The organism is Pontibacillus sp. HMF3514 (assembly GCF_009858175.1).
Taxonomy (GTDB): domain Bacteria; phylum Bacillota; class Bacilli; order Bacillales; family BH030062; genus Pontibacillus.
Genome location: NZ_CP047393.1, coordinates 317,343 through 333,787 on the forward strand (window position 1 = coordinate 317,343; position 16,445 = coordinate 333,787).

Here is a 16,445-nt window from a genome sequence, read left to right on the forward strand (position 1 = left end):
CCCGCACCAAGCGGAAGTATTTATCATTTCGAGTTCCATTCTCTTCTTAATAACCCATAAAGGAACATATCATAGTTCTTACCATCCCGATATAAAAACTCACGATGAGACCCTTCTTTTGTAAAACCTAGTGACTCATAAAGCTTTATCGCACGGTCATTGTTCTCGAATACCGTTAGCTGCACTCTATGAAGATTTAATTCATCAAAAGCGAAGCGGAGTAAAAGCTGCATCGCTTCTTTTCCGATTCCTTTCCCCTGGTGATCCGCACCAATGGCGATCGATAACCATCCATTTCGTTGGTTCCAAAGGATGCCGTCCAGCTCAACGTATCCAAGAAACTGTTCCTCATGGTCTCGGATCCCGAAGATAAAACCGTTACTTGAGTTTTTGTTATTCTCATACCATTTCTCAATTTCTTGCAATGTCTTTGGTTTAGCGGCTACTGCATCAAGTAAACGCATAAATGTTGCATCTTGGTGCCACTTCACGATGTGGGGAAGGTCTTCTTTATGTAAAGCTGTTAGGGAAATTCGTTCCCCTTGTAACATGGATGTACTCATCATAATTCTCCTCTCATCATATAAAAGAGACAGACTCAGCTATCGAGTCTGCCTACCTATTGTATCGGCCAATATAGAGTATGGTTTAAAAGGCCTCTTACTTATCATCTTTCTTTGAATTGTTAATACGGAAATGTAAAGAAAACAATCGTATAGCAACTGCAAAGTCAAAAGTAGCCACTATAGCTAAGATGATTGTCGTAAAGTTCCATATCGTCTCGTTAGCGCTTTGAACGGCTATATAAGTGAATACAGCCCCCATTAAAAAATACAAAAAGGCCATAAATAATGGTGACGTTCGCATGATCCGTTTTAGCCTCCAATTAAAATAGTCTGTAATTCTTCTAGCTGTTTTTCCATTTTTTCAATGTCGACATTTAACTGAATGAGTACAACAATTAAATTCATCATCATATGAGCAATAATCGGTACAATGATTCGTTTGGTTTTTACATAAAGGAAAGCAAAAACAAAGCCCATCGCACTATACTTTAAGATGTGCTCGAAATCCCAGTGTACAAAAGCGAATATGAGCGATGATGAAAAAACTGCAATCCAAAAGTTCGTTACTTTATATAAGGATCCAAAAATTATCTTCCGGAAAATGATTTCCTCTAAGATTGGTGCAATTAAAGCGATAATGATTATGAAAGCAGGTGTCGCTTTCGCAATTTCCATTAAGTTTTGAGTGTTTTGCGACTCGGGTTGAATACCGAGTGCAAGTTCAATAAGACCTGCTACAATCTGACCTGCATAGGCAAGTAAGATCCCCAAGAAGCTCCATAAGATTAAGTTCCCCGTTGAAGATCCTTCTCTTAATGAAGTTTTCTTCATATCCGGTTTTAAAATGAATAGAATGAGGACTAGGCCTAAAGGAAAACTTATCAAGCTCCAATATGCAGCAATCTGACCTTGGTCAGTCATTCCTGTGATGGAGTGTAAGATTGGATATCCAATAATTCCGGAAAGTTGTATAACAATGTAAGTTATGATGACATACCAATATCTGTTTGGCAAAATGAACGACTCCCCTTAGTTTGTACACGTTTGTTCCATTCTACGTATTGTAACACAAATTTAGAATCAAATTGAAACGTTTAGATTGTACATAGGGTGTCATAATGGTGTAGGGTGTGGTTGTTAACTTGTTTGAAAAGTGGAGGAGGTTATTCTGAGATGTCTAGCTCGGGCTCCCAGAGGCTAGTGTGCCCTAACAGGTCGCTTCCGCTTTTCAATTAGGAAATATTTATGAGAAAATTGCATTTAAAATGCTTGCATATTTTCGAAGAATTCATTATTATAATAAATGTGTTAGCACTCAGGTTATGAGAGTGCTAATAAATCAGATTTGAAAACCAATTAAAGACCAATTTGAGGAGGGTGTCTGATTTGTTAAAGCCACTAGGTGATCGTATTGTAATTGAGGTAGTTCAACAGGAAGAAAAAACAGCAAGCGGTATCGTTCTTCCGGATTCTGCTAAAGAAAAGCCTCAAGAAGGAAAAGTTGTTGCTGTAGGTTCTGGACGTGTAACAGAAAACGGAGAAAAGGTTGCACTTGAACTTTCTGAAGGCGACCGCATCATCTTCTCGAAATTCGCAGGTACCGAAGTAAAATACGAAGGTACAGAGTACTTAATTTTACGTGAAAACGATGTACTAGCTGTAATTGGTTAGAAATATAATTAAAAATGTGCGTTTTATTCAATATAGATAACTCTAAGGAGGTTGTTTCATAATGGCTAAAGATATTAAGTTTAGTGAAGATGCTCGTCGTTCCATGCTACGCGGTGTTGACCGTCTAGCGGACACAGTAAAAGTAACACTTGGACCAAAAGGACGTAACGTTGTTTTAGATAAAAAATACGGTTCTCCACTGATCACGAATGATGGTGTAACAATTGCGAAAGAAATTGAATTAGAAGACCATTTCGAAAATATGGGTGCACAGCTTGTATCTGAGGTTGCTTCTAAAACAAACGAAATCGCTGGTGACGGTACAACTACTGCAACGGTTCTTGCGCAGGCTATGATTACAGAAGGTCTGAAAAACGTTGCATCTGGTGCTAACCCAGTAGGCGTTCGTCGTGGTATTGAAAAAGCGACTGAGGTAGCAGTTAATGAACTGAAAAGCATCTCCAAGCCAATCGAAGGCAAAGAATCCATTGCACAGGTTGCATCTATCTCTTCTGCTGACGAAGAAGTAGGTCAACTAATTGCTGAAGCTATGGAACGTGTTGGTAACGACGGCGTTATCACAATTGAAGAATCCAAAGGCTTCAACACAGAAATGGAAGTTGTAGAAGGTATGCAGTTCGATCGCGGATATGCATCTCCTTACATGGTTTCTGACCAAGATAAGATGGAAGCGGTTCTTGAGAATCCTTACATCCTAATTACAGATAAGAAGATCACAAACATTCAGGAAGTTCTTCCTGTTCTTGAGCAAGTGGTACAACAAAGCCGCCCACTTCTAATGATCTCTGAAGATGTTGAAGGTGAAGCATTAGCAACACTAGTTGTGAACAAACTTCGCGGAACATTCAACGCTGTATCTGTTAAAGCACCTGGTTTCGGTGATCGTCGTAAAGCAATGCTTGAAGACATCGCTACAATGACAGGTGGTCAGGTAATCACAGAAGACCTTGGCTTAGACCTTAAGAACACTACGCTTGAGCAGCTTGGTCGTGCAAACAAAGTTGTGGTTACAAAAGAAAACACAACAATCGTTGAAGGTGCTGGTGACCCACAAGAAATCAGCAACCGCGTAAATCAAATCCGTACGCACTTAGATGAAACAACTTCTGAGTTTGATAAAGAAAAATTACAAGAGCGTCTTGCTAAGCTAGCAGGTGGCGTAGCAGTTATCAAAGTTGGTGCAGCTACGGAAACTGAGCTTAAAGAACGTAAACTACGTATCGAAGACGCATTAAACTCCACACGTGCTGCAGTAGAAGAAGGTATTGTAGCTGGTGGTGGTACAGCACTAGTAAACATCTACAACAAAGTAGCTGAACTTGATCTATCTGATGACGAGGCTACTGGTGCGAAGATCTTACTTCGTGCACTAGAAGAGCCAGTTCGCCAAATTGCTCACAACGCTGGTCTAGAAGGATCTGTAATCATCGAGCGTCTTAAAGGCGAAAAAGTAGGCGTTGGTTTCAACGCTGCATCTGGCGAATGGGTAAATATGATCGAAGCTGGTATCGTAGACCCAACAAAAGTTACACGTTCCGCACTACAAAACGCAGCATCTGTAGCGGCAATGTTCCTAACTACAGAAGCGGTTGTAGCAGACCATCCAGAAGATGATAATTCTGGCGGCGGCATGCCTGACATGGGTGGCATGGGCGGAATGGGCGGCATGATGTAATAGTCGCTCAAACCCTTGATATGAGTGGGTTTTTAAGTAAGATGAGAGTGAAATGCTAACATTTTGCTAACATTGAGGTTTTTAACGGAGGCTTCTCATTAGTTCGCTGAACTTTTGGGAAGCTTCTTTTTTCATTTCTTGCGTGACATGGAGGTACACATTTTTCGTTGTTTGATCGTCCGTATGACCAAGACGATCCATGATTTGTTCAAGCGATACACCAGCTTCAGCAAGAAGTGACGTATGTGTGTGTCTCAAACTGTGTGGTGTTAAATCTTCATTTAGACCTGCAATTTTAAGGAGCCTTTTCATGTGGTCTCGAACGTTTTTGATTACAATAGGATAACCAAACTGTCGCTCCATCTTTGCAAAGATAAAGTCTTGGTTATAGTAATCATTACCTAATTGTTCAATGACTTTATTCTGAACCTTCTTATGCTCCTTCAAAGCATTAATGACATCTTCATCCACAACAATTTTTCTTCTCGATTTTCGGGTCTTCGGTGGGAGTAATTGATACTCTAAGGCGTTATTATTCGGATTGTAGTACGTCTTGGTAATACTGATCGTGTGGTTTTTGAAGTCTACATCCTTCCACTTGAGAGCAACTAACTCACCAACCCTTATTCCGGTATAAGCGAGGATCAAAAACACCAGGTCATCATGCTCGAGTCCATGAATTCCGGCTGTTTCTAAAAATAAGGCAAGCTCTTCTTTTTCAAGATACTTTGGAACTTCCTCCTCTTCTAACTGTTCAATCGTTTTCTTATCCTTCTTTACATAAGCAAACTCAGTAGGGTCCTTCTTAATTAGCTCCAGTTCTAGAGCCTTCCGAAAAATCATCCTTCCTGTTCGGTTGATGCCCTCTCTTGTACTATCAGAATAACCTTGTTCCTTTAAATCGTTTAGAGCATCTTGATACATCTTTCGTGTGATATCTTTTAATTTTAATTGAGCAAAGTAGGGTAACAACTTTCCGATTTCATGAAGACGGACTCTAATGGTTCCAGGCTTTACATCTTTAGAATCGCTGTAGATGGGAAGCCATTCTATTGTAAATTCGCTGAAGGTTTTATCAGATTCCTCTAAATAAGTTCCTTCGTTTACTTCATGAATTAGAGCGGCAGCAGCAGCTTCAGCTTCCTGTTCCGTATTAAAACCACTCTTTGTCTTCTGCTTTCTCTTTCCGGTGATTGGATCGATTCCAATATCAATGGTGAAAGCCCACTTTGATCCACAAGTGCATTTTTTCTTTTTGCATTTACAGCCTCTTCTGTAGAAATGTCCTTTCATTCGCATCCTCACTTTCTAAAATTTTTTGTTGCTCGAAGTACATTATTGCCAAATACAATATCAAGAATTCATTTAGCTAATTCAAGATGACTAAAAACAAAAATTAGAGAAAGGTTTTTTGTGTCGCAAATCATCCCGTTTGGAAAGCTAATTATTGATTAAATGGTTTATTATCTTGAATTCAAGATTTCAAGATTAGGGCCATTATGTTGAAGACTTGAATTCGAGATAATGTAAAGGAAAAAGAAGATTTATACTTCCAAAAGCTTTAAATTCTCTTAACAATTGAAGAAATAAATTAGAGGTGCTTGGTTTTTCAGTACCTCTTTTTCTAATGGATAACTTTAATTATAAATCCAATTTAATCCTACAGATGAAGAATTTTTGTATTTATTAAGAAATTGGTCCATTTTACAATATAGTATCAGAGAGGTTACATAACTTGTAATCTTTTTAATATTTGTAACACAACAACAAGGAGGAAACATCTTGAGAAGTTTTAGGAAGTTCATAAGTTTATTTATGATCATGGCTTTACTAGTTCAATACATACCAAATCAAGTATTGGCAGAAAGCAATATTGTAGAGCCGCCACATGATACGACCGTGGAGGACCAAAATCAAAAGTCCGATATTGTCGGTGAGATTAAAGAAAAGCGGGAAAAAAATGTTAAACACTTTTTAAAAGAAGATTTAACTTATGAAGCCGCTGTATATAAAAAACCCGTTCACTATAAAGAAAACGGTGAATGGAAAGATATTGATAACTCTTTAGAAGAAGTTATGAATTCAAACAATAAAACCGTTTTTATAAACAAACAAAATGATTATAAAGTTCACTTAGCTAATAATTCAAATGCGAATAAGTTAGTAACGATTAAAAAAGATGGCTACGAAGTGTCCTGGTCATTGAACAATACACTAAATGTAAAAGCTTCAGTAAGACCGGAGGATCAGGAACTATTAGATGGTCTAGATAAAAATGAACGTAGGAAAACCCTCACGAACCTTAAATCGATCGTTGATTATAAGGGGATTTTCACAAATATTGATCTATCTTATGAGGTATTACCGGAGAGTGTAAAAGAAAATATTATTTTACAAAAACCTGTAGATTCTCCTGAGTTTTCCTTTACTTTAAACTCAAAAGGCCTAATCGCCAAACTAAAAGAAGATAATACAATTATGTTCTTTGATGAAACACAACCGAATACTAAAATATTCGAAATGGAAGCCCCTTTTATGTATGATGCTACGGGAGCTTTATCGAAAGATATATCGGTTGATTTAACTCAAAATAAAAAACATGAATATCAATTAACTGTTAAACCAAGTCAAGAATGGTTATCCGATAGCTCAAGAGAATATCCAGTAACGATTGACCCAACATTAAGTACATCCTTAGATTCAACCAAAATTTATGATAACCATGTTTCAGAAGGTTATCCAAACACCAATTATATCACGAGTGTGATTAATAAAACGGGATATGGATCTTCGTCAGGACGAAATCGTACATTTATAAAGTTTGACCTACCAGAATTAAGTACCGGTCACTATATCACAACAGCCTATTTCCGTTTATTCCCTTATTCCTATAAAAATACAGGCGCTCAAGTAAATGTGCATAAGGTTAAGGAAAGCTGGGATACCAATACCATTACATGGGCAAATCAACCACAACATAACGAATCAGTTGTAGATTACCAGATGATTGACGGGGATGATTACTACGATTGGGATATCACAGAAATTGCCCAAGAATGGTATAGCTCTAGTAATAATAATGGTTTGATGCTCAAAAATAAAGATGAGAATGCGAATTATACAGATTATGTTTCATCAGATACGTCATCCACGTATGAAAATATCCGCCCACAAGCTGTATTCCAATATCAGAATAATTCAGGTTTAGAGAATTATTGGACATTCCATGCTCATGGAGTTGGGGGAGCTGGTACGGGGTATATCAATGATGCCAATGGGAATTTAGTATTTATTCGAAATGATATGTCCTACAGTAGTGAAAGAATGCCAGTGAGCATTAAGCACGTCTACAATAGTAACGATAAACAGAAGTATATAGGGTATGGACCAGGATGGCGTTTAAACTTAACGCAAACTGTTGAATATCAAGAGATTGATAACACAAGTTATTATGTGTATACAGATGAAAATGGTTCAAAGCACTATTTAAAGAAGGAGTCAACGAATACCTACAAAGATGAAACGGGCTTGAACTTAACGTTAACGGTTGACTCTGCATCTACAGATAAACGTTATGTAATTGAAGATAAGAAAGATAATCAACTTAGCTTTAATTCAAACGGGAAATTAAAATATATCGAGGATTCTGATGGAAATACCATTAAGCTGTTCTATAGTAATTCAAGGTTATCCGAAGTACAAGCAGGGACTAATCATACGTTCACATTAAATTACTACTCAAATAACCAATTAAAATCCATTACGGATGAAGACAACAAAGTAACCACTATTGATTACGCAAGCAATAGTCTAACTATTACTTCACCGGATGGTAAGACAGCAACCTACACGTACGATAATCAAAACAATTTGGATTTTGTAAAAAATTCAGATGGTTATCAAATGGATTATTCCTATTATAATGCCAGCCCTTATCGTGTTAAAAAGATTGAAGAAAAGCACGTAGATTCCTCAGGTGAAACATTAGGGAAATATTTGAACATCGAATACCAAGAAAACCAAACAGTATTTACAGACTATCGAAATAAGCAAAACATCTATCAGTTCAATGATTATGGAAACACTGTTTCTATTCAAAACGATCGTGGGTATGCAAAGTATTTCGATTATAATGAAACTCCTGGTGTAAACAAAAATAAGTTAACAAATCAATCTAAACTACAGAGATTATCCATGAACCATATAATGAATCATAATATTGAACAAGATGGAAATTGGGATGCACTTAGCTGGAGTGGATCAACAGCTAACTTAAGCTTAACATCTGAAGCTAGTTATATTGGAAATCGTTCTTTGAAAATTGATAAAACGAATCAAACGTCACGTCACTATTATTCTCAAGCTGTAACTCTAGAAAGAGGGAAAACCTATACCTTCTCTGGATATATAAAAACTGAGAATATGACTGAACTGAACAATAAAGGTGCTTCATTAGTGGCTACGTACCAAGATGATAATGGGAACTGGATCGATAAAGAAGGTCAATTTATCAATGGTACAAATGGTTGGAAACGATATGAAATGAGCTTTACATTGTCGGAGAATGCTGCTAGTAATACGGTTAATGTTCGACCAAGTGTAATACAAGAGTCCGGTGTAGCTTATTTCGATGCTCTACAAATAGAAGAAGGGCATACGGCAAACCGTTATAACCTAATAGAAAATACGGATGTATCAAAAGGAAGTGGTACTCCAACATACTGGACGGAGAACACTCATAATGGTACTGAGGATCAGTTGAAATCATTAAAGGATACAGGTGAACCCTTACCTCCTGAACCATTAGATGAAAGTGTATATCAGGTTAAAGGAGAACACGATAAACGGAAGTTTATCTCTCAAACCGTTATTGTATCAGGTGAAAAAGATGATGTATTAGTATTTGGGGGCTGGGCAAAAGGAGATTCAGTACCGTTAGATGGAAGACGTTTCTCTTTAGAAGTTGGTGTTAAACGTAATGACGGAACGTATCAATGGAAGCGAGTAAACTTTAATCAAGACTCACCACAATGGCAGTATCTCTCAGGCAAAGTAATCACGGATGCTGCTTACCAATCGGTGACATTATATGCGGAGTATTACTACAATGAAAACACAGCTTACTTCGATGGATTGCAGTTGTACCGTGAGCCTTTCAGTACAAGTTATCAATATGACTCAGAAGGAAATATCCAGTCAACCAAAGACTTAAATGACAAAAAATCAGAATTTAAGTTTGATGGAAATAACGATTTAATTGAGTCGGTTGACCCGAAAGGTAGTAAGTTTGAGTATGATTATGATGACGATACAAATGATGATGGCAAAACGAAACACCACCTTGAAAGTGCAACATCTGCGACGAATGTGAAGTATTCCTTTCAGTACGACAGTAATGGAAATGCAACAAAGTCAACAGTTGGTGATGACTTTCTCTATAAAAGATCATACACCTCATACAGCCAAAGTGGTCATTATCTAACAAATTTAGCCAACCCAACTGGTAACTCCTATACGTTCAATTGGAATGAGTCTGCTGATGAGTTAGATCAAGAAACCGATCCTAAAGGAAATGTGAAATCGTATCAATACGACGATAGCAGCCGTATCACAAATGTCACAAAAGGAAACTCAAGTAATACGTACACATACGAAAATGGTCGTATTAAAACAGTTGCTCATAATACTGATGTCGATTCTCAAACCGATGATGATGTCACGTACACTTTCTCCTATGATCAATTTGGAAATAAAACCAACGTAAAAGTTGGTAATCAAACACTTGTTACCAAGAACTATGAACAATACACGGACGCAAATGGGAATGTGATTCATACTGGGAGGCTAGAAAGTACAGAGTATCAAAGAGATGTTGGGGTTACTGATAACATCAGCTATCAATATAACGCTGATAATCAAGTGACCGACCTTTCTTTAAATGGAATCAGCCAATATCAGTACTCTTATAACCGTTCTGGATTACTTGGCTATCACAAAGACTTAGTAAATGTTCGTAATTATCATTACTATTATGATCTTTCGGATCGTTTGAGCCGTGTAACCACGAGTGATGGGTTTAGTAAGTTCTACGAGTATGGCAAGAATAATCAACTCGAAGCATTTACAGAGGTAACGTCATCAAATGATAGTTATCAAACATCCTATCGTTATGACAGAGATAACAGAGAAAAGAATGTTTCCTTTACACGCTTACCAGGTTTTGAAGATACGGAATACTTCCAATTAAATGGAGGCTTAAAAGGTTCTAAAGGAACAAATCCAAAGAGTCATGAGGATACGTATGAAAAAGATACGAATGGAAAGTCTGTTTTAGCTGTTTATGAAACAACAACAAACTTATTAGATAACCCTTCCTTTGAAGAGGCAACGTCATTAAGTAGTTGGTCTACTGCAGACTGGGATGGTTCTACTGGCGTTTGGCGTGCTGTAAACGATGGTGTTGATGGTGGAACAAGTCTTGAAAATGTGGATGGTGATAATCTCACAGATGGCAGTACGACTAATTCAGTAGCTAATCAAGACTATGTATTTTCATCTGAGACCACTTCTTCTAGGGTGTTTACTTTAAGTGCCCAAGCTAAGAGAATAGGAAGTACCCAGCCGAAACTCTCTATACAGGCATTTGATTCTGCTGGAAACCTGATTTCTGGTTCCTATAGTATCGTCAAGAAGAACATTCCTGAACATGAGTGGACGAAAATTTCAGAGTCCTTTACGATTCCGAGTGGCACGAAAAGAATAAAAGTCATGGTTCGTACAAGTGTCAAAGACAATGATATTGTTCGATTTGATAATATTCAATTTGAAGAAAGTCCTTTCTCAAAACCATTTACGAAAAACACAACATCTAAACCTTCTGTTCAGTATGACTTAGGGGTTAGTGATGATGCTGGATCCATGTCAATGTGGTTTAAAACGTCTGAACAAGGAACAAAACGTACAATTCTATCCAATAAGGATAGCAGCAATGGTCAACTGAATGTCATTGTGGATTCAGATGATAAGGTGAAAGTGACGACTGAAGATACAGCTGGTACGATAACACCTATCGTAACAGGGTCAGAAACGATCCAACCGGACCAATGGTATTTTGTTACAGTGAAATGGATCAATACAAGTTCAACACTTGATACAACGTTGTTTGTGAATGACGTAAGTTATACTGGAAGTACAAGTGACTTTAAGGACTTTTCCGGTGGAATAACAACGTTAGGAAGTAACGAGAACAGTGAGAACATATTAAATGGTCATCTAGAGCAATTCACTTACTCTGATCTTGTATTATCGAATACCTCTGTCCAAGAGATTCATAACAAGGGTCGAGTAAATACTGTTCATTCTAAATATGATCAAATCGGTCGTTTATCATCAAAAACTGTTGACACAGGAAAAGCTGAGTTTAAAACAACGTACACCTATAAGCAAGGAGGATATGGTGCATCCTCAACCACAACATTAATCGATACGCTTAATGTTGGTGGAACTCCTATAACTTATAATTATGACGCGAATGGGAACATTATCAACATCACAAAAAACGGACAGACGGTTTCGTATGAATATAACGGACTTAATGAATTAACTCGTGAAAATAATGAGATGCTAAACCAAACTGTCATTTACTATTATGATGATGGTGGGAACATTCTTGCGAAAGAAATCTATGATTACACCACAGCTTCAAGATCTAATTTAGGTTTGCCAAATAGAACCATTGATTATCAGTATGGGGATAGCAATTGGCAGGATAAGCTGACTAAATTTGATGGAAAGTCTATTTCTTACGATTCGATTGGAAATCCACTGTCCTATGATGGTTACAGTTATAGTTGGACATTTGGAGACCAACTTCAATCCATCACAGGAAATGGAGTCGATCTATCCTTTAAGTATAATGATTCCGGCATTCGTACCGAGAAGAAGTCAGAGTCGAATGGCGTAACGACAACGACCAAGTATCGCCTAGAAGGAAATAAAGTCACGTATCAAACCAACGGAACGGACGAGATCTATTTCACGTATGATTCTGCGGGAACGCTCGTCAGCATGAATCTAAACGGTGAGGACTACTACTACGTTCGAAATGCTCAAGGGGATATCATTGGAATCTTAGATGAATCCGGGACAAGAGTAGTTACGTATCAATATGATACGTGGGGCAAAATTGAAGCTATCACAGGCTCCAAAGCTGATACTGTAGGAGAAAAGAATCCCTACCGTTATCGTGGTTATCGTTATGATTCTGAAACAGGACTATATTACCTGAATGCAAGGTATTATAACCCTGAGTGGGGGCGCTTTTTAAATGCAGATACTTATGGAGGGAAAGTGGGAAAAATTCTTTCTCATAATGTATTTGCTTATTCATTAAATAACCCAGTTATGTATAGCGATCCTAGTGGTCAGATTCCGGTTTATTCAGTAGAACAACAATATCAAAATATGATTGATAATAACCCATTAAGTATGTTTTGGCCACTCTTTGAAATAGGTAATACTATTAAAAGAGGTGCTGTAAAGGGGACTAGTTGGGTTTCTAAGAATGTAAACAAACTAAAAGATAAAGCCTCTAATTTATTGACTAATGTTACAAAATTTAATACTAAAACCGTAGATGATTTAATTGATGGTGCTAAACCTCTTCAACAAAAAAAATCTACAATATTTCAGAAGTCAGGTGGATATAATCAAGCAGTAAAAGACTTTAAAGCATTAAAACCTAAAAACGTAAAGCCTATTTTAGAAGATGGTGTAGAAATTGGAAAAAGAGGTAAAATAAATATGAATGGTAATACAGTAGATATCAACGTACGCATTAAAAGTTCAGGTAATGACCCAACGATTGAGATTATTAAGCATAAATATGACAGAATAAAATTCCGCTATTAACAGGGGGGAGAAATAATGAGAAAATCTCATTGGCAAAAATGGGAACCTTTTGATGGCTTTCCAAATAAAATATCGCTAGAGTGCCTTTTACAAAATAAGAACGGGTTAAAAATTCAATTTGAAAGTTATGATGAAAAAAAAATTGATATTGTTTTTGGTTATTCAGCTTTAACATTAAAAGTAACTGATGAAGGTGATATGTTAAAATCAATCAATTATTGGTCACAAGAATACGGAAATGATTTTTTTACTTGGCCTGTTTATAAATCAACTAACTCTTCATTTATAAAATGGTTTAATAAAGAAAGCTGTGGGAAATTTGCAGATGTGACTATAGAGCATTATTTATTTATTACAGAGGATGATATTGTAGAAGTTATCTCAGCTACACCACCACAAATAAATATATACTAGTGGATTAAACAATAAAATTCCAACAAAATATTGCTCATTCTATTAAGGAATTTCACACTTGAAGTTATTTGTGGGAGATATTAATTCATATTTTATAAAGAGATGTTCCATATTTTTGGGGGCATCTCCTTTTTTGTAGGAAATTAAGAGAACTTTGTCGAAATGCAGAAAAGAGTATAAAGTGTGTTCATATAACATGTTTTTTAGCACTCAATGGGATGACAGATGTGGCGAATAAATAAGGAAAAGCTTTGAAGAAAAGTAGAGGTATTATCATACATGAATGAATTTGAAAAAGGATGATGCACCTCTAATTTGGTGGTGCTTCATCCTTTTTCGTTGTGTTCCATCATTGTTATTTTATTATGTTTCTAAGGTGAACTTTCACAAGTGATTCCGTTATATGGTCAATGGCAATGGTTTAATCGAGGATATACAATGAGATGAATTTGGATTTAATGGTGGAGGGGAAAAAGCACCTTTTGCTTATTACGGTATCATTACTGACCCAGAAGTTCATAAAGTTACTTTAAATGGAAGAGAAGTTGAAATTGTAAATATAGAAGAAAATCACCGTGTTCCGTATTACTTTGGAGACGAAGAATAAATTGTTCCAATTGTGAAGGATTAGATGTCTTTTCTAAAAATGGAACTATATTTCATATGATATGATTGACTAACAATGAAAATAGAATAAGGCTTTTAATATGCTAATTTAAACTAACGTATGCTTAGCTGAAGATCCTAATTATCTCGAATTCAAGTGTACAGTAAACGGGCGCAAAACTGGAATAAACAGTAAATGGAAAGACCGGAAAGTATGCAAAGTTTTATACAAAACTTTTATTTTCCGGTCTGTTTTATATACAAAAAACAGACTGCCATGTCATACATAAATTAAATGCCAAATACAATCACAAAGTAGTTGTAATACTTTTTAAACCATCATATTTGAATTTTATTGGAATTTGTGAACATTGTTAGGTGAAACCCCAATTGCCATGTACCAGAAAGGTGACTTGAAAAAAGCTCATAAACAATTTGAGACCTTTAAATTCAATTAGAAAAATAAATATTTTTGAAGGTCGCGAAGTCCTGGAATAAGGGTTTCTCAGTCCTTTTAACGTGTTTGATCTAGCCTTCATGCATCGCATCATGATTTACATAATTCACGCGATAAATACCATGGGGCGAACCATGAAAGAGTTCAAGAAAGATATTAAAACGCTGAATATTCCTCCAAATGAGAAGGCAGCTGAGTAGGTTCTCTAATTTTAAGGTGAATGAATACAATATACTATTCTGTTCAGTTAGTATAGCGGGTCAACTAGAAAAAAACTTTAAATTTTTTCGCAAACAATACTGTTTCAACCTAATTATTCTAAGGAAATTTAACGTTACTTTCCCAAGTTCACTGCACTCTGTAAATGTTATAATTATCCTAACAGGCTTGTTCAAAACTAAAATGGGAGTGAATTATATGAATAAATTTAAGTCGTTAATTTATCTAGTATTATCAACTTTGATTATTAGTTTATTACCGACCACGAGTTTTGCAGAAAAATCATCACGTACTTCCATCTACGATTATGAACAAATTAATAAGGTTTTTGATGTTGCATATGGGGCTAAAGATGACCAGTTAGGATTTACACCAAACGGAACCGAAGGGGAAATCGGAACTGGCGTAGTAAGTTTCTATGTCCAAAATAACAATGTATACTTTCTAGATAATGTGAATAAAAAGGTTTCCGTGTTTGATGAAAGCGGGTCATTTATCAGCTCTTACGACTTGAGCTATGCACGATGGTTATCGGATTTAATAGTTCTTGATAATCAAACGATATATGTATTAGATTCAGCGAAAAGGTTTGTATATGAAATTAACAAGGATGGAGAAAAAGTTAATTCATATGATGTACCTAAAGAAATTACAATACCTACTGGATTGGGTAAGACAATTAACAATAAAATAACAGTAGACCAATCACAAGATATAATAGTTGAACTGAAATCCGGAAATAAATTAGGTAAATCTAACCTTCCGAATGTTGAGGAAAAAATTAACGAAAATAAAGGGAAAATTACATTTAATAATGGGGAAACAATAGGAGATTTTACAGTTAACTTCGAGGAATCATATGGTGGTTTAACCGTAAATTCAATTATGCCGAATCGTATTATTTATACTAAAACTGAGGTTGCATCACATATACCAAAAATTATGGCCGAAACACATGTATATGTTGCAAATAAAAAAGGGGAAACAATAGGAGCTGTAAGAATTCCGTTAGAAGAAATGTATTTCGCCCCACGTCACCTTGTTAGAGTTGATAATAACAAGATATATCTTATATCACCTAAAGAGAATCATTTAACGTTATATGAACTTAAACCAGGAAAAACCTTCGAAAAAAGATTAGATGATAGAATTAATAATTTTACAAAAGACATGTCTAATAAAGTTAGTAGCTCCAAAGTTTCAAGTACTCAAACTGAAACAAATAATGATGTTTCAACACAAAGTAATACTGGGGAAAATGGTTATCTTCACAGAAGTGATGCTGGTTCTAGGGCTAACTCAATGATTAATGAAACATGGACAGTAAGTAGTTCTAACAAAAGTCAAGCAAGTGGAACAGTACTTCCTGACTATGTAAGCAATGCCTCTAGTGGTTCAACTCTAGAAAGTATTCCATACAAATGGGGAGGTGGAGATGCCCATGATATAGGTGCAGGTAGTAGAAATAGTTTTAACTACTATCAACAAAATGGCTACCAAACAGGCGATGTAGATACAAATGGTTATGGAGTAAGTTCGGTTACTGGTCTAGACTGTTCAGGCTTTGTTGCACTAGCTTGGTACAGAAGTGACAAAAAATACAGTACTAGTTCTCTTTATGAAATAACCCATAATATTACTAAATCAGACTTAAAATATATGGATGCGCTAAATGATAGTGGATTCCATACACTCTTATATGTCAATAGTGGATCAAATGGAATATATACTAAAGAAGCTACTACAGACGGAAACCAAAGTGCACAAGATTATAGCCGTACATGGTATTGGTTAGAAACATCGAATGATTTTATACCAGTAAGATATGATAGAATTGCAGATGATGGAGACCCACTTCCTATTTACTAATTTCTTTTTAGATACAGATAGCCTAAAATGGCTATCT

The 16,445-nt window shown here is 36.1% G+C and carries 9 protein-coding genes; 5 read left to right on the forward strand and 4 right to left on the reverse strand.

The window, feature by feature from the left end:
* Positions 1-23 precede the first annotated feature (23 nt).
* The 3 genes from GS400_RS01850 to GS400_RS01860 all read right to left on the reverse strand — a co-directional run bounded on the left by GS400_RS01850 (position 24) and on the right by GS400_RS01860 (position 1,580).
* Positions 24-563, reverse strand: a complete 540-nt coding sequence (locus GS400_RS01850; RefSeq protein ID WP_160098550.1) for a GNAT family N-acetyltransferase — start codon at positions 561-563, stop codon at positions 24-26.
* Between the two features lie 97 nt (positions 564-660).
* The gene (locus tag GS400_RS01855) at positions 661-867 is read right to left on the reverse strand and encodes a YdiK family protein (RefSeq protein ID WP_201450128.1); all 207 of its coding nucleotides are present in this window, start codon (positions 865-867) and stop codon (positions 661-663) included.
* 8 nt (positions 868-875) lie between these two features.
* Positions 876-1,580 carry a CPBP family intramembrane glutamic endopeptidase gene (locus GS400_RS01860; protein ID WP_160098552.1) on the reverse strand — a complete coding sequence of 235 codons (705 nt, stop codon included), beginning with the start codon at positions 1,578-1,580 and terminating at the stop codon, positions 876-878.
* A gap of 372 nt (positions 1,581-1,952) precedes the next feature.
* Here GS400_RS01860 and groES point away from each other — a divergent pair, with 372 nt between their 5' ends.
* Both groES and groL read left to right on the forward strand, forming a co-directional pair.
* Complete coding sequence (groES, locus tag GS400_RS01865; RefSeq protein WP_160098554.1) at positions 1,953-2,237, forward strand: co-chaperone GroES; 285 nt, start codon at positions 1,953-1,955, stop codon at positions 2,235-2,237.
* A 61-nt stretch (positions 2,238-2,298) separates the two neighbouring features.
* Positions 2,299-3,933 (forward strand): chaperonin GroEL, encoded by a 1,635-nt coding sequence (gene groL, locus GS400_RS01870; RefSeq protein ID WP_160098556.1) that lies wholly within the window; start codon positions 2,299-2,301, stop codon positions 3,931-3,933.
* Positions 3,934-4,014: 81 nt separating this feature from the next.
* Here the strand turns inward: groL and GS400_RS01875 are convergent, their stop codons facing one another.
* Complete coding sequence (locus GS400_RS01875; protein ID WP_027447339.1) at positions 4,015-5,226, reverse strand: site-specific integrase; 1,212 nt, start codon at positions 5,224-5,226, stop codon at positions 4,015-4,017.
* 489 nt (positions 5,227-5,715) lie between these two features.
* On the opposite strand from GS400_RS01875, the gene GS400_RS01880 reads away from it, so the two are divergent.
* From GS400_RS01880 to GS400_RS01890, 3 genes are all read left to right on the forward strand, one after another.
* The gene (locus GS400_RS01880) at positions 5,716-12,843 is read left to right on the forward strand and encodes a DNRLRE domain-containing protein (RefSeq protein WP_160098558.1); all 7,128 of its coding nucleotides are present in this window, start codon (positions 5,716-5,718) and stop codon (positions 12,841-12,843) included.
* 15 nt (positions 12,844-12,858) lie between these two features.
* Positions 12,859-13,257 (forward strand): hypothetical protein, encoded by a 399-nt coding sequence (locus tag GS400_RS01885; protein ID WP_160098560.1) that lies wholly within the window; start codon positions 12,859-12,861, stop codon positions 13,255-13,257.
* A 1,480-nt stretch (positions 13,258-14,737) separates the two neighbouring features.
* The gene (locus GS400_RS01890; RefSeq protein ID WP_160098562.1) at positions 14,738-16,408 is read left to right on the forward strand and encodes an NHL repeat-containing protein; all 1,671 of its coding nucleotides are present in this window, start codon (positions 14,738-14,740) and stop codon (positions 16,406-16,408) included.
* The last annotated feature ends 37 nt before the right edge of the window (positions 16,409-16,445 follow it).

What these genes read in the sequence shown, in the direction of transcription:
- GS400_RS01850 (WP_160098550.1), bottom strand. Translation starts at nt 563, where the DNA reads ATGAGTACATCCATGTTACAAGGGGAACGAATTTCCCTAACAGCTTTA.
- groL (WP_160098556.1), top strand. Translation starts at nt 2,299, where the DNA reads ATGGCTAAAGATATTAAGTTTAGTGAAGATGCTCGTCGTTCCATGCTA.
- GS400_RS01885 (WP_160098560.1), top strand. Translation starts at nt 12,859, where the DNA reads ATGAGAAAATCTCATTGGCAAAAATGGGAACCTTTTGATGGCTTTCCA.
- GS400_RS01855 (WP_201450128.1), bottom strand. Translation starts at nt 867, where the DNA reads ATGCGAACGTCACCATTATTTATGGCCTTTTTGTATTTTTTAATGGGG.
- GS400_RS01890 (WP_160098562.1), top strand. Translation starts at nt 14,738, where the DNA reads ATGAATAAATTTAAGTCGTTAATTTATCTAGTATTATCAACTTTGATT.
- GS400_RS01875 (WP_027447339.1), bottom strand. Translation starts at nt 5,226, where the DNA reads ATGAAAGGACATTTCTACAGAAGAGGCTGTAAATGCAAAAAGAAAAAA.